The organism is Pasteurella pantherarum, assembly GCF_049670885.1.
Taxonomy (GTDB): domain Bacteria; phylum Pseudomonadota; class Gammaproteobacteria; order Enterobacterales; family Pasteurellaceae; genus Pasteurella.
Genome location: NZ_CP187173.1, coordinates 2,573,876 through 2,586,694 on the forward strand (window position 1 = coordinate 2,573,876; position 12,819 = coordinate 2,586,694).

A 12,819-nucleotide genomic window follows, 5' to 3' on the forward strand; every position below is an offset into this window, starting at 1 on the left:
GTTTTTTTTTTGAGAAATTATGGTAGAGTGAAGGAAATTTGAACTTAAGGAACACAATATGAAATTTGTACGAAGTCTCATGATTTTTAGCATTTTATGGTATGTCATGTTTGAACTTGGTCTTTATGCCACACTCGAGAATGCCACTTTTCTTGGTAAATGGTTGCCGATTATCATCATTGCTATATTCGGAATTTATGTGGTTCTGCATGCAATTTGGGAGGTGATTAAGAAAATCATGGAAAATTCAGATGTGAAAGTCCCTTTCCAAATACTATATACAAAAACGCCAAAATTACCCATTAATAATGCTAACGAAGAAAGAGCCGTTCTTGCGAGTGTTTTATATGAATCTAGTTGTATAGCCATTTCAGATAATAAGAATCTTAAAAAACTTGCTGAGAATCCTTATTTCCAACCAGAATATAAAATTGAAGCTAGAGACTACTTTTATGTTAATGCGTTGGAATATGCGTCTGATCCCTTCATCACTGGTGGGTTGAAGGATAGTTTTGAATTATCTTGGGAGGTTAAGGATAAAGAATCAGCCCTTGAAACCCTTAGTGCCCTTTGGGAATCTGTCGATAATGATCTTGAGGTGATAGCCTCTGCGGATATTGAAGAAATCGATCATCAAATCACTGAATTTGGCATGCATTTTGATCCAAAAGACAAGCAAACAAATACAGCAGGCTTCCATTTAATCAGACTTGTTTGGGTAGCAAGAGCAAGTTATGCCTGTGGATATATTGATGAAGGTGAATTACGCCAAGTATTATCTGCTGTGGGAGAATGTATTGGGGCAAATTATAGAAATTGGCAAGAACTAGCCTATTCTTATTTAGTTTCTTTTATGATTTGGGCGATATCTACTGAACAAGCGAGATATTTTATACGAGAGAGAGTGCTTTGTGTAAAAGAATGTTTAGAAAACCGAGTTAGTCCATTAGTGAGAAGTCATTTCTAAATCTGTCATGAAAATAACCAATTGCCTTAGTATTCACCTAGTATTCAATTGGTTATTTTTTCTTTGCTTTCACAAATAATAAGACGGGGCGATGTTGTAGATCTTTAAATTCATGATGCCATTCAGGTTGATCGGCAAGCATGGGTTCGGCGATGTGTTCAATTTGAAAACCGGTTTGAATTAAGGCGTTAATGATGGTTGCCGTGGTGCGATGATAGGTTTTAAAGGGTTGTTTAAACCAATTGCGATCTCGTTCTCCTTCATCTCGATAATAATTCAGACGATAAGCCACTTGGCATTTATTGTGATCTTTTTCCCAACGATCACCAGCTTGATAACAGGTGACAATCGGATGTTCTTGCGAAAAAATCAGATAGCCGTTCGGGTTGAGTTTCTCATAGATATCTTGCAATAACTTTGTGAAATTCTGCACATAATGAAAAGCGAAAGAGCTGGTGATGACATCAAAATCCTTTTCAGGTAAATCAGCAAGTTGCTCCATGGAAAGTTGGTACAAGGAAAAGTGCGGTCGATTTTGAACATGTTTTGTAAGATCATGTTCAGCCTGTTTAAGCATATTTTGAGAAAGGTCAATGCCCACGACAAAGTGGGCATGACGTTGTAAATAAAGTTGCAGATGACCACCTGTGCCACAGCCAAGATCGAGCAATTTTTTATTGCGTAGATCGGGCAGTAAAGACAACATGGTCGGCTTTTCTACGATTTCATTTAAACTGATGGGATTTCCCCGCAACTTTTGATAAAGCTCAAAAAATTGCGGGGCATCATAGACGCTTTTTGCAGTCATCTTATTTGAAGATGATATCGTCTTTTGGATCGTATTTAGAGGCATCTAATACTTTGTTTTCTTCAAAGTATTTTTTCAACATCTCTGCATCAATAAAGCCAGTATTGACATAGCTTGGGTGTTTTTTCAAGACAGGGTAGCCATCTCCACCGCCAGCACAGTAGTCTGGAATAGAGATTTTATAGGTTTTGTTTAACTCTAATGGTTTACCACCGACTTTGACATCAGACACTTTTTGTGCCGTACGGTCAACCACCATGGAAAGCCCTGCAAATTGTGGGTATGCACCGCTATCAACAGGTTTTAGAGCGACAACATTGAGGTAGTCTAAAAGCTCTTGTCCTGTGAAGTCTACGGTGGCAATCATGTTCCCGAAAGGTTGCACGGTGAGAATATCTTTGTATGTTGTTTCCCCTTCATTGATATCATCACGTACACCGCCTGAGTTGACGATACCAATATCAGCTTTGACACGTTCCATTTGTGATTGTGCAATGAGACGGCCTAAGTTAGTTTGATGGAAACGGATAATTTTACGATCACCTACAAATTTGCCTTTCACTTCACCCACTTTCACACCTAATAAGCGATCCCCTTCATCTTGGTAGGTTTTTAAATGTGCGAATACCGCAGGATCTTCTGCAATTTCAGGTTGGTAAAGTTTGTATTCGGATTTACCGTCTTCTAATTTGACTTTGTGTTTTAAGTTAATTGGGATTAACTCATATTTCACTAAGTGAGTTTTACCATTTTTGAATTCAAAATCAGCACGACCGATGTATTTACCCCATTCGCCTGCTTGGACAATCCAAGTGCCGTTTTGGAAATCTGGTTTACATTCTTCACCTGGGGTGTATTTCATTTTGAATTGACCTTGGGCATCAATACACACGGTGTCATGGGTATGGCCGCCGATAATTAAATCAAATGCCCCTTTGTCTAAGGTGCGTGCCATGGTGACATCACCCGGTGCATTGTGACCATGTTTCCCGTTGAAATAGTAGCCCATGTGGGTTAGGGCAATACGGATATCGGGTTTTTCCGTTTTGTTGATTTCTGCTAAGGTGTTTTTCGCTGTTTCGATTGGGTTTTTGAAAATGACATGGTTGACCACATCAGGATTGCCTAATTTTGCTGTGTCTTCTGTGGTTAAGCCCACTACAGCAATTTTGAGATCATCTCTCTTTAACATCACATAAGGTTTGACCAGTGGTTTGTTGGTTCGCTTATTGATGACGTTGGCTGAAATAATCGGGAATTTTGCCCACTTTTCTTGCATTTCGAGCAATTGCATTGGGAAATCAAATTCATGGTTACCGAGCACGGCGACATCATACCCAATCATGTTCATGCCTTCGATATCAGGTTTTGCATTTTGCATATCGGATTCTGGCACGCCAGTGTTGTAGTCTCCCGCATGCAGTAACACCACAGAACCGCCTTTGCTTTCAACTTCTTTACGAATGTTATCAATTAAGGTTTTATGAGCTGCAAAACCATACTCACCTTTACTGTTTTTCCAGAAATGACCGTGTGTGTCATTGGCGTGTAACACAGTAATATTGTAGGTTTTGTCTTGGGTATAAGCATAGGCTTGCCCCATTAACCCTAATGACAATGCGATTGCACTAAATTTTGCTAATGTTTTCATGGTAAACCTCTCTAGAGATAAAAAATCCATTAACTATATACTCAAAAATTTGTATCAAGCCAAGTATTTTTTCACTAAATTTTTGATGTTTAAGCCAAAAATGTAGGTAATACACCAAATTGTGCGGCAACTTGAGCCACAATATTTAACACACCAAAGAGGATGATGAAATAAATCATAAAATTACCACCATACACACGGTACGAGCTTTCTTGAAAGCGTTGGCGTGTTGCTTTGGCTAATAAGGCAGGCACGATGGCTGCCCAAATGGTTGCGGCTAAACCAGCATAACCAATTGCGATCACAAAGCCATAAGGAAATTGCAGGCTTAATAATAGTGGTGGCAAAAAGGTGATTAAGGTGGTTTTTGTTCTGCCTGCGAGGCTGTCATCAAATTTCAATAAATCGGCAATGTAATCGAATAAACCTAAGCTGACACCTAAAAATGAGCTAGCAATTGCCATATAAGCAAAAAAGTTGAGCACGATAGCAATATAATCTGTTTGAATATATTGAGATAAAGCTTGGAGTAATGCGGCAATGTCCCCCCCTTTTTCAATGACTGGGGCAAATTGGTGACGAGGTAAATTCCCTTGAACGGCAAGTTGCCAGAAAATATAGATCACTAATGCAATACCTGTACCAAGAAAAATGGCTTTAACAACAGATTTCGCATGGCGATCGTAGTATTTCACCAAGCTCGGCACATTCCCATGGAAACCGAAAGACACTAAACAAACAGGCAAGGCGGTGAGAATATAAGGCACATATTGCGTTTCACCTTGTGCGAGGTGATTGAATAACACGTCGCTTTTCACGGAGCTAATTAGCCCACTGGTCGATAACACAAAAGCGATGATCATGCCGCCAATCAGTACGGTTGTAAAACGATCCACTGCTTTGGTCGATAGCCAAACAAATGCGGCTAACACCAAACAGAAAATCAGTGATCCAAAACCACGTCCAATATCCACCGCACTTTCAGGGCTACTGAAGAGTTGATTTAAGAGATTTTGCGTGATGCCTCCGCCAGAGGTGATATAGGCATAGGTTAAAATATATAAAACGAAGGCAATGGATAACCCATTGAGCAAGTTCCAACGTTTACCTAGCAAATCTTTCACAATGGTGTCAAAACTGGCTCCCGTGGGATAATGTAAGTTAGCTTCAAGGATCATTAAGCCCGATGTGGTCATACAAAACCAAGTGTAGGCTAATAAAAGAAGAGAGCCGATAAACCAAACGCCCGCTGTTGCCGTTGGGTTGGCGAGCATACCTGCACCAATTGCGGTGCCTGCAATAATCATTGCACCACCTAATAAGGATGGCAATTTTCGAGTTGTCATAAGAAATCCTACAATGTGATTAAAAAGAAATTTGCACTATTTTAATAGTGCAAAAGTAAAAAGCAATAGATTTTTTGTAAAGACGGCATGTGATTTTTCTCACTTCGGCAATGTCTCAAGGCGATATCTCGACAACTTCCTCAAAATAAGGCTATAATTGGCTAGTTTCGTTTACAATTAACTTGAAATAAGGAATAGAAAAATGGGTTTAGAAACAGTTCCAGCAGGTAAAGAATTACCAGATGATATTTATGTGGTTATTGAAATTCCTGCAAATTCCGATCCAATTAAGTATGAAGTGGATAAAGAAAGTGGTTCATTATTTGTTGACCGTTTTATGGCGACTGCCATGTTCTATCCAGCAAATTATGGCTATGTGAATAACACCCTTTCTTTAGATGGTGACCCTGTTGATGTATTAGTTCCAACGCCATATCCATTACAACCAGGTTCTGTGATTCGTTGTCGTCCAGTTGGTGTATTAAAAATGACGGACGAAGCGGGAAGTGATGCGAAAGTGGTGGCGGTTCCACACAGCAAATTAACTAAAGAATATGATCACATTAAAGATGTTAATGACTTACCTGCGTTATTAAAAGCACAAATTCAACATTTCTTTGAAAACTACAAAGCATTAGAAGCTGGGAAATGGGTGAAAGTTGACGGCTGGGAAGGCGTTGATGCTGCACGTAAAGAAATTTTAGAGTCTTTTGAGCGTGCGAAAAAATAATTTATATTCTAAATACCACTTTAAGGAGTGGTATTTTTTTTATTTAAATTTAAAATTGAGCGAGGGCTTTATGATTAAGTTAACAAAAAAAATGCTACTGGCTTCCTCAGTAGCACTATTTTTAAATGCTTGTGCTGATTCCGCGAGTATTAACCAGCAATCAGCCTCTTCTTATTTACAAACAGTGAGTCAAGCACGTAGTCAAGGTGTGTTAGATACGAGCTCATCTACCGCAAAACGTATTCATACGGTATTTAAAAAAATGGTGCCTTATGCAAATCAAGAAAACCATACAGGTTATCCTTTTGATTGGCAGATCAGCGTAATTAAATCGAAAGAATTGAATGCGTGGGCAATGCCAGGCGGTAAAATGGCATTTTATACAGGACTAGTTGATAGCCTAAAATTAACGAATGATGAAATTGCCACCGTGATGGGGCATGAAATGGCACATGCTTTAAAAGAGCATGGCAAGAAAAAAGTGAATGTAGGGCAATTTACCAATGTGTTAGCACAAGTGGCTCATGTAGCGTTATCCACCCAAATTGGTTCTGATGGTAGTGCGTTGGTGGTGGGGTTAACTAAAGAGTGGGCATTGGATAAACCTTATTCTCGTAGTAATGAAACAGAAGCCGATGAAGTCGGATTAATGCTGATGGCAAAATCGGGTTTTAATCCAGAAGCGGCACCAAAATTATGGCAAAAAATGCAACAGGCTTCGCAAGGTTCAAAAAGCGTGTTAGCGGCATTGTCGTCAACTCACCCGAGTGATGAAGATCGCCAACAAAATTTACTCCGTTTAATGCCTGAAGCGATTGCACTTTACCAAAAATCGAAAAAATAATCCGTCAATGATGGATCCAAATAAATAAGCATGGGACGTGTAATAGACACGTCCCATTTTTCTCTGGGCATCGCCCCTTTCCATGCTGTGGCGTACAGGTTGTTTTATCACAAGACATAACTGGGCGTTTTGCCACTTGCTCACCATTCTTTTTATTAGAACAATTGGCTTATGCTAAAACCAATCACAAAACTGATGACCAAAGTGAACAGGCTACTCAATACCCATGCTCGAGTGGCAGTTTTAATAAAAAAGTGGGGTTTAAATAAGGCAGGATAAATCCCCGCCAGTGCGGCACCGATCAACCAGAAAAAATACACCACCCACATTGTCGCTGCCCCTTTGGGATCAGCCATTGTGCTAGTTGTGATTACAAAGAAAAGAAATAATCCGAAAGCAGATAACGCACTGCCTGTCACGGCAGCAGGGCGGACGAAAAGATAAGGCAGTATGGCACAAAGAAATGGCAGTAACAAAGCAAGAAGATTTGACCAAGCAAAATACAAGCTATCTGCGTGAGAAAGGTTTAAATCACGGTTAGAGAGATAGCTACTTAATATGGCATAAATAGCTATTATCACCGCACTGAGAAATACACTGATTTGAGCAATTCTTTTTTCTGTCATCTTGTTCCTCATGATCTGAATGAAGTAAAAGCAACGCTGGCATTATCCTCATAAGAGAGGTAATGATCAAACGTTTTCAGGTGAATAAGGTGAAATAGACGAAAACACTGGGAAAGAGGCCTTATCGAAGGAATAAGGGCATAGTCGTGCTCACAGATAGAAAAAAGTGCGGTCATTTTTGCCGCACTTTTAGATTAATTAGTGATTTTGAAGCTGACAGGGACACTCACTTCATTTGCCATCCCTGCAGGGATTGGACCAATTGGGCGGGCGTTATTGACCGCAACCAATGCCGCATTATCCAGTTCTTCTGAACCTGAAGATTTTGTGATCCTCGCATTGCTGATCACCCCAGCATTATTAATATGGAATGTGACAGTGACCACACCTTGTTTACGCATCATGCGTGCACGATTTGGATAACGCTTGTGCTTTTCAATTTCTCGGCGTAAAGCGGAACGATAAGCATTGACTTCATTGGTGCTTGTGCCTTTACCGACTAAATTAGGGTTGTTGCTCGTGACATTACCCGTTGTCGTTGCCGCCTGATTGATGGAAGAATCCGAATCAATTTGACGATCTGATTTTGGTAAGTCTCTCGGATCTTTTTTCGGTTTCTTCGGTTTTTCTTTTGGCTTTTCTTTCGGTTTTTCCTTTGGTTTTTCCTTCGGCTTTTCTTTTGGTTTTTCGACTTCTTTCGGTGGTTCAGGTTTCACCGTCGGATCAGGAATTTCTTCTTTGGCGAGTTCTGGTTCAGCAGCAGGCGGTTCTGGTTCAGGCTCAGGTTCGGCTAACACCGTTGCTGCCAGCATTTCCATTGAAATATGGGTGGATATGGTATCAGCGGCAAAGCCATTTGCACTGTCATCGTCTTTCTGCACAATCCAATAAAGGAAAGAAACAAAGCTTGCGTGAAAAAGCAATGAAATGGCAAAACCGATGAAAGAACGACTTTTATCTATCATTGAGTAGCCTTTTCTTTAACAGTAACAATGGCAACGTTTTTGATTTCGTTTTTTGCCATCATATCAGTAATAGAAACAAAGTCTTGGAATGTAGATTTGGCATCCACTTTTAACGTCACTTTTTGATCTTTTGGCCAAGAGCTGATTTCTTTTTCTAATGCTTCTACACTGATAGGTTGATCATTGAAGAAGATGTCACCGTTTTCGGTAACAGTGAGGAGTTTTGCTAAATCATCGGAGCGAAATGCCACCGTTGAACTCGCTTTAGGTACATTCACTTGAATTTTCCCTTGGGAAATAAAGGAGGCAGTAATCAGTACAATGGCGAGTAATACCAACATAATGTCGATAAAAGGGATAATGTTGATTTCATCAAACTTTTTCATGATTATCCCCTAGTCTTGTTGTTTGGCTTTTTTCTCGTTGAGGGCAAACCATTTCAGGCGATTCACTTCGACTTTACGCCCTAAACCGTTATAAAAAACCATGGATGGAATGGCGACTAAAATCCCCACGGCAGTGGCTTTTAAGGCGAGGGATAAATGCACCATGATCGCCGCCGCATCAATTTCACCACCAGAATGACCTAATTCATAGAATGTTAAAAGAATCCCGATAACCGTACCTAATAGACCGACATAAGGGGAGTTTGAACCAATGGTAGAAATAGTGGTGAGATTGCGTTGTAAATCAATTTCAAGTTCATGTACGTTATCATAAGCCGCGACATTGACTCGGTTTAAAAATAAGAAACGTTCAATCACAAACCAGACCATAATAAAGCTCATGAAAGCCAGTAAACCTAAAATAATATAGTCAATATATTGTTGTAAGAATTGGAATAATTGTGGCATACCTAAACATCCTTTAATTAATTTGTAGCGAAAAATAAGCTTGCTTATTATACGTTATTGAGAATTAATTTCAATTGCAAGATTCTAGCATAAAGAAAAAAGAGAGGTAAATAAAAAAACAATATATAAGGTGTGGGTTATTGGTTGAAAAATGATATAAATTAGCAAGTAATAAGGAGAAAGAAAACTCGTAAAATACAGTGGTTAATCTTTTACGAGTTTTCAAAGTGCGGTTAAATTTTGACGACTTTTGCCTGCTTGATCATGTTATCACCTACCTCTAAGATAGTGATTTGTAAGCCATTAATCTCGCAAACCGTGCCTTCTTCAGGGATTTCTTCTAAATGTTCTAAAATAAGCCCATTGAAGGTGCGGGCTTCTTCCGTATCTAAATTCCAGTCAAATAACTTATTCAGATCCCGTAAGTTAGCAGACCCTTCAATAATGAGTGAACCGTCGGATTGTTGTACGACTTCTTCATCAATAGAAGGTGCGGTTGAGGTGGTAAATTCGCCGACAATTTCCTCTAAAATATCTTCAAGCGTGACTAAACCTTTAATATCACCATATTCATCTACCACTAAACCAATGCGTTCTTTATTATTGCGGAAATTAAGGAGCTGTGCATTCAGTGCGGTGCCTTCAGGAATGAAATAGACTTCATCTGCTGCCCGAATTAAGGTTTCTTTTGTGAATTCATTTTTATCTAGCATTAAACGATAGGCTTCTCGAACCCGCAACATACCCAAAATATTTTCGTCCATACTCCCTTTGTAGAGCACCACTCGACCATGGGCGGCATGATTCAGCTGACGCATAATGGATTTCCAATCATCATCAATATCAATCCCGCCAATATCATTGCGTGGCACCATAATGTGGTCGACGGTTACTTCTTCTAGATCAAGGATGGAAAGAAGCATTTCTTGGTGTGCAGAGGGAATAAATTTGCCTGATTCATTGACAATCGCACGCAATTCTTCAGGGCTAAGGGAATGGACTTTATTTTCTGATTTCAACCGCAATAAACTTAAAATCCCTTGGATAATCAAGTTGATCAAATACACAACGGGGATAAAAAAACGTAAAAAAACGGACAGCAAATGGCTTGAGGTAAATGCCACTTTTTCGGGGTAACGTGCGGCAATGGTTTTCGGTAAAATTTCAGCAAAAATCAGCATAATAAAGGTGAGCACCCCTGTTGCAATCGCCACACCAGCATCGCCATATAACCGCATACCAATAATGGTTGTGATAGCAGAGGCACTAATATTGACCAAGTTATTGCAAATCAAAATCAGGCTGAGCAAGACATCTGTTTTTTTGAGCAGTTTTTCTGCTTTTTTTGCCCCTTTATGCCCTTTCTCGGCTAAGTGGCGAAGACGATAGCGATTCGCTGCTAATAAACCTGTTTCGGAACCCGAAAAATAGGCAGAGATAATAAGTAAAATGATGAGTGTAATAAAGAGGGTACTAAGGGGAATACTGTCCAAAATGCATCCTTTTGTGAGTTAATCAAAATTCAATAAAATTAAAATGGTTAGCCACCATAAAATGGGAAAAGTGCGGTGCTTTTTCTTATTTTTTAACCGCCCTTTTGGCGAACATAAGCATAAAGAAATATTGTTTATATTTCAAGCATGACGCGACTACCAAAATACGCAATGGTGAGGAGGATCATGCCGATAATCGCATAAATGACCATCCGTTTGCCTCGCCAATGGTATTTCCAATGTCCAACGAGGGCAATGCTAAAGACCACCCAAGCGAAAAAAGAAAACACCGCTTTTTGAATATCTTGTGGGGCAAAGGTTTTGGCTAAATGAAAGGAACCTGAAATCAGCACAATTGTGAGTAAAATCTCACCTGTCAATAATAAACGAAAAAAGTGGCGTTCCACCGTCATTAAAGGGGGAATAATCGGGGAGAATGCGAGTTTTTTATTTTTCAGGCTGTGGTCAATCCATAAAATTTGGATCGAGTAAAGTGCAGCGATAAAACAAACGGCATAGGTAAAAAGTGATAATGCGACATGTAAAAACAAAGCAATATTTTCACTTAAATGATAGAGAAAATGACGAGGTAATAAGGTGGCAACAAGCAAATTGATGATCGCAAAACTATAAATAAAAGGCAGTAAAAACCACAGGGTTCGGATTTGAAATAGCATGGCGACCGTTGCCAGAAACGCCATCATTAAACTGATTAACGAACCAATTTCCATTACCGTAAAATTTTGTCCTGACACTAAATGGGTCAAAAGTGGGGCTAAACTCCAACTATGTAAGAGAATGGCGAACCAAGCTGTGGAAAAAAATAAGCGTTGATTCGGTTTGTGTGTATCTTCGCCAGATTGGGATTTGAGGAGCATTGGGGTAATCAGTAATAAGCTAAAAAGATAAAAAAATACTGAAATAATGACCAGCCACATTGCAATTTCCTCATAGTGATAATTGATTTATTCTAACTATCTCTCTTTCAAATCGCTATAAATTTATTTCAAATGATGAAAATCTACGGGATTTCAGTATAATTAAGGCAATTTTTTGCAGATTAAATAGGAAAAATGAATGTTTGAGAATTTGTCGGATCGCCTGTCAAAAACGCTAAGAAATATTAGCGGGCGTGGTCGTTTAACGGAAGAAAATATTAAAGAAACACTACGTGAAGTGCGGATGGCATTGCTTGAGGCGGATGTGGCGTTACCTGTGGTACGTGATTTTATTAGTAAAGTCAAAGAACGTGCAATTGGGGTGGAAGTCAATAAAAGCCTCACGCCAGGTCAAGAATTCGTTAAGATCGTGCAAGCTGAGCTTGAAGCGGCAATGGGTGAAGCCAATGAAAGTTTAAATCTTTCGACTCAGCCCCCAGCGGTGATTTTAATGGCTGGTTTGCAAGGGGCGGGTAAAACAACTAGCGTAGGAAAACTGGCAAAATTTTTAAAAGAACGTCATAAGAAAAAAGTCTTGGTGGTTTCTGCCGACGTTTACCGTCCAGCTGCGATCAAACAATTAGAAACCCTTGCTCAAGCCGTTGGAGCCGACTTCTTCCCCTCTGATGTCTCGCAAAATCCTGTGGCGATTGCCCAAGCGGCATTAGCAGAAGCCAAATTAAAATTTTATGATGTGCTCATTGTGGATACGGCAGGTCGCCTTCATGTAGACGGTGAAATGATGGAGGAAATCAAGCAAATCCATGGAGCATTAAATCCTATTGAAACCCTTTTCACCGTTGATGCCATGACAGGGCAAGATGCTGCCAACACTGCAAAAGCCTTCAATGAAGCCTTGCCTTTAACAGGGGTGGTGTTAACCAAAGTCGATGGCGATGCACGAGGCGGTGCGGCGTTATCTATTCGTCAAATCACGGGTAAACCTATTAAATTTTTAGGGGTGGGAGAAAAAACGGAGGCGTTAGAACCTTTCCACCCTGAGCGTGTGGCTTCTCGCATTTTGGGTATGGGGGATGTGCTGTCTTTGATTGAAGATCTTGAGCGTTCGGTGGATCGTGAAAAAGCCGAAAAAATGGCTCAAAAATTCAAAAAAGGCGATGATTTTACCCTTGAAGATTTCCGTGAACAGTTGATTCAAATGAAAAATATGGGCGGCATGATGTCTATGCTAGATAAATTGCCAGGGGCAAAAAATTTACCTGACCATATTAAAAATAAAGTGGACGACAAAATGTTCAACAAAATGGAAGCCATTATTAATTCCATGACATTAAAAGAGCGTGCTAACCCAGACATCATCAAAGGATCACGCCGTCGTCGTATTGCGATGGGATCTGGCACACAAGTGCAAGATGTGAATAAATTGCTTAAACAATTCGATGAAATGCAACGCATGATGAAAAAAATGCGAAAAGGTGGCATGGCAAAAATGATGCGAGGCATGCAAGGCATGATGGGCGGACTTGGTGGTCTAGGCGGGATGTTTAGACGTTAATTAAGCCAAAGAGGGAAACGAACACTTTCCCTTTTTATCTGAATGAAGAAAAGTGCGGTCAAAAAAATCTTAATTTTGACC

General features: G+C 39.8%; 13 protein-coding genes. 4 read left to right on the forward strand and 9 right to left on the reverse strand.

Annotation, left to right across the window (positions count from 1 at the left end; translation table 11 throughout):
* The first annotated feature begins 58 nt into the window (after positions 1–58).
* Positions 59–967, forward strand: a complete 909-nt coding sequence (locus ACPEEM_RS12215; protein WP_424405313.1) for a DUF1266 domain-containing protein — start codon at positions 59–61, stop codon at positions 965–967.
* Positions 968–1,019: 52 nt separating this feature from the next.
* Here ACPEEM_RS12215 and ACPEEM_RS12220 read toward each other — a convergent pair whose 3' ends face one another.
* The 3 genes from ACPEEM_RS12220 to mtr all read right to left on the reverse strand — a co-directional run bounded on the left by ACPEEM_RS12220 (position 1,020) and on the right by mtr (position 4,772).
* Positions 1,020–1,775: a class I SAM-dependent DNA methyltransferase gene (locus ACPEEM_RS12220; protein WP_424402302.1), complete on the reverse strand. Its 756-nt coding sequence runs from the start codon at positions 1,773–1,775 to the stop codon at positions 1,020–1,022.
* A gap of 1 nt (position 1,776) precedes the next feature.
* The gene (ushA, locus tag ACPEEM_RS12225) at positions 1,777–3,426 is read right to left on the reverse strand and encodes a bifunctional UDP-sugar hydrolase/5'-nucleotidase UshA (RefSeq protein ID WP_424402303.1); all 1,650 of its coding nucleotides are present in this window, start codon (positions 3,424–3,426) and stop codon (positions 1,777–1,779) included.
* Positions 3,427–3,515: 89 nt separating this feature from the next.
* Positions 3,516–4,772, reverse strand: coding sequence for a tryptophan permease (gene mtr, locus ACPEEM_RS12230; RefSeq protein WP_424402304.1), 1,257 nt, complete (start codon positions 4,770–4,772; stop codon positions 3,516–3,518).
* Between the two features lie 202 nt (positions 4,773–4,974).
* On the opposite strand from mtr, the gene ppa reads away from it, so the two are divergent.
* Together ppa and ACPEEM_RS12240 are read left to right on the forward strand one after the other, a co-directional pair.
* Positions 4,975–5,502 (forward strand): inorganic diphosphatase, encoded by a 528-nt coding sequence (gene ppa / locus ACPEEM_RS12235; protein WP_424402305.1) that lies wholly within the window; start codon positions 4,975–4,977, stop codon positions 5,500–5,502.
* A 70-nt stretch (positions 5,503–5,572) separates the two neighbouring features.
* Complete coding sequence (locus ACPEEM_RS12240; RefSeq protein ID WP_424402306.1) at positions 5,573–6,346, forward strand: M48 family metallopeptidase; 774 nt, start codon at positions 5,573–5,575, stop codon at positions 6,344–6,346.
* 155 nt (positions 6,347–6,501) lie between these two features.
* On the opposite strand, the gene ACPEEM_RS12245 is transcribed toward ACPEEM_RS12240, so the two are convergent.
* From ACPEEM_RS12245 to ACPEEM_RS12270, 6 genes are all read right to left on the reverse strand, one after another.
* Positions 6,502–6,972 (reverse strand): hypothetical protein, encoded by a 471-nt coding sequence (locus ACPEEM_RS12245; protein ID WP_424405315.1) that lies wholly within the window; start codon positions 6,970–6,972, stop codon positions 6,502–6,504.
* 194 nt (positions 6,973–7,166) lie between these two features.
* On the reverse strand, positions 7,167–7,937 hold the full coding sequence (locus ACPEEM_RS12250; protein WP_424402308.1) for an energy transducer TonB family protein: 771 nt from the start codon (positions 7,935–7,937) through the stop codon (positions 7,167–7,169).
* Positions 7,934–8,323: a TonB system transport protein ExbD gene (gene exbD / locus ACPEEM_RS12255; protein WP_424402309.1), complete on the reverse strand. Its 390-nt coding sequence runs from the start codon at positions 8,321–8,323 to the stop codon at positions 7,934–7,936. The genes ACPEEM_RS12250 and exbD overlap by 4 nt, the downstream gene beginning before the upstream one ends.
* A gap of 9 nt (positions 8,324–8,332) precedes the next feature.
* A complete protein-coding gene (gene exbB / locus ACPEEM_RS12260) occupies positions 8,333–8,791 on the reverse strand; it encodes a TonB-system energizer ExbB (RefSeq protein WP_424402310.1) in 459 nt (152 codons plus the stop codon).
* 233 nt (positions 8,792–9,024) lie between these two features.
* Positions 9,025–10,284 carry an HlyC/CorC family transporter gene (locus ACPEEM_RS12265; RefSeq protein WP_424402311.1) on the reverse strand — a complete coding sequence of 420 codons (1,260 nt, stop codon included), beginning with the start codon at positions 10,282–10,284 and terminating at the stop codon, positions 9,025–9,027.
* 134 nt (positions 10,285–10,418) lie between these two features.
* Positions 10,419–11,222 (reverse strand): cytochrome C assembly family protein, encoded by an 804-nt coding sequence (locus tag ACPEEM_RS12270; RefSeq protein ID WP_424402312.1) that lies wholly within the window; start codon positions 11,220–11,222, stop codon positions 10,419–10,421.
* Positions 11,223–11,361: 139 nt separating this feature from the next.
* On the opposite strand from ACPEEM_RS12270, the gene ffh reads away from it, so the two are divergent.
* Positions 11,362–12,738 carry a signal recognition particle protein gene (gene ffh / locus ACPEEM_RS12275; protein WP_424402313.1) on the forward strand — a complete coding sequence of 459 codons (1,377 nt, stop codon included), beginning with the start codon at positions 11,362–11,364 and terminating at the stop codon, positions 12,736–12,738.
* Positions 12,739–12,819: the final 81 nt, after the last annotated feature.

Excerpts from the sequence above, each read along its gene's own strand:
- ACPEEM_RS12215 (WP_424405313.1), top strand. The coding sequence starts at position 59 with ATGAAATTTGTACGAAGTCTCATGATTTTTAGCATTTTATGGTATGTC.
- ACPEEM_RS12220 (WP_424402302.1), bottom strand. The coding sequence starts at position 1,775 with ATGACTGCAAAAAGCGTCTATGATGCCCCGCAATTTTTTGAGCTTTAT.
- ushA (WP_424402303.1), bottom strand. The coding sequence starts at position 3,426 with ATGAAAACATTAGCAAAATTTAGTGCAATCGCATTGTCATTAGGGTTA.
- mtr (WP_424402304.1), bottom strand. The coding sequence starts at position 4,772 with ATGACAACTCGAAAATTGCCATCCTTATTAGGTGGTGCAATGATTATT.
- ppa (WP_424402305.1), top strand. The coding sequence starts at position 4,975 with ATGGGTTTAGAAACAGTTCCAGCAGGTAAAGAATTACCAGATGATATT.
- ACPEEM_RS12240 (WP_424402306.1), top strand. The coding sequence starts at position 5,573 with ATGATTAAGTTAACAAAAAAAATGCTACTGGCTTCCTCAGTAGCACTA.
- ACPEEM_RS12245 (WP_424405315.1), bottom strand. The coding sequence starts at position 6,972 with ATGACAGAAAAAAGAATTGCTCAAATCAGTGTATTTCTCAGTGCGGTG.
- ACPEEM_RS12250 (WP_424402308.1), bottom strand. The coding sequence starts at position 7,937 with ATGATAGATAAAAGTCGTTCTTTCATCGGTTTTGCCATTTCATTGCTT.
- exbD (WP_424402309.1), bottom strand. The coding sequence starts at position 8,323 with ATGAAAAAGTTTGATGAAATCAACATTATCCCTTTTATCGACATTATG.
- exbB (WP_424402310.1), bottom strand. The coding sequence starts at position 8,791 with ATGCCACAATTATTCCAATTCTTACAACAATATATTGACTATATTATT.
- ACPEEM_RS12270 (WP_424402312.1), bottom strand. The coding sequence starts at position 11,222 with ATGTGGCTGGTCATTATTTCAGTATTTTTTTATCTTTTTAGCTTATTA.
- ffh (WP_424402313.1), top strand. The coding sequence starts at position 11,362 with ATGTTTGAGAATTTGTCGGATCGCCTGTCAAAAACGCTAAGAAATATT.